At 66.1% G+C, this 1,274-nt stretch carries 1 pseudogene; it reads right to left on the minus strand.

The features are described from left to right. Nucleotides 1–804 precede the first annotated feature (804 nt). Nucleotides 805–1,274 (minus strand): annotated as a pseudogene (locus ASE15_RS03515) (pyridoxal-dependent decarboxylase); the annotation flags it as partial.

Below are 1,274 nucleotides of genomic sequence, written 5' to 3' on the forward strand. Positions count from 1 at the left end.
GCCGTAGTACTGCGGGGCCTGGTCGGACTGCGGGGCCTGCGGGGCGCCGTAGGGAGTGGTCACGGGGGTTTCTCGTTTCTCTCGCGCGCCCGAGCCTTGCCGGGAGCGTAGGGATCGTGGCAGAGGAGGTCGTCGGACAGGAGCCTGTCACCTCGGTGACATATTACATTTCATCGAGCCGCCCCTGGCTGCACAGTTCAAAGCTTCCACACGGCGGTCCCCCGCGACGAAGTCGCGGGGGACGAGTCGAGAGGGTGAATCTGCCCAGATGGCCTGCCTTTTTTCTGAAATGGTGAGATCCTGGTATGGCCACGGTGCCTCGCGTCACCTGGTAGCCGGATCAAGAAGCGGTCCCGCCTCCGGGGCACCGCTGAAGGCCCAGCTCGTGGCAAGGGTCTCGTCCCGGGTTAAGGTCCTCACTGCCCGGGGCGAGACCTCCTCCAATGAGCGAAGTCGAGGCCCCACACCTTCCCGGTGCGAGGGCTCGACTTCCGCGCTGACCCTGACAGCCACCAGCGCGGCGACCGGAGCCACCACCACGCTCCCGTGGAACACCGCATTGACACGGGCGGGACGCTCTCCGATTTTAAGAATCAGTAGCGGCCGTTCTACCCAGCCTGTGCATCTCGTCGGGTGCAAGGGAAAACCGGACTTAAGCCCCCTAATGGTGGAATCCGGGGTGTTGTCCCTCGACGGGCATGGGTGACTCGAGCGCGTCGAGGAACGCGATCTCCGTCCGGATGTCGCCGAGCAGGCTGGCCGCCAGGTCGCGGCTCAGCCCGTTGCGCACCACGATGCGCTGGNGACTCGAGCGCGTCGAGGAACGCGATCTCCGTCCGGATGTCGCCGAGCAGGCTGGCCGCCAGGTCGCGGCTCAGCCCGTTGCGCACCACGATGCGCTGGACCGTCAGCTCCTCGAGGTCCACGGGCATGGGGTACGACGGCAGGAGCCACCCCTTGGTCCGCAGCCGCTCGGACAGGTGGTAGAGAGTCCACTTGTCGGTGTAGCCCTTCTTGAGGCTCCAGGCGAAGACCGGGATGTCGCTCCCGTCGTTCCACAGGTCGAACTGCGGCATCTTCGCGATCTCGCCCGAGAGGTAGAGCGCGACGTCCTGCGAGGCCTTCTGCTCCTTGTAGTAGCCGTCGTAGCCGAGGCGGAGGAACAGGTAGTACTGGAGCAGGACCTGCGAGCCGGGCCGGGAGAAGTTGAGCGCGAACGTCGGCATGTCGCCGCCCAGGTAGCTCACCGAGAAGACGAGGTCCTCGGGCAGCGC

Origin of the sequence: Oerskovia sp. Root22, from assembly GCF_001429135.1 — a bacterium.
GTDB classification, from domain to species: Bacteria; Actinomycetota; Actinomycetes; order Actinomycetales; family Cellulomonadaceae; genus Oerskovia; species Oerskovia enterophila.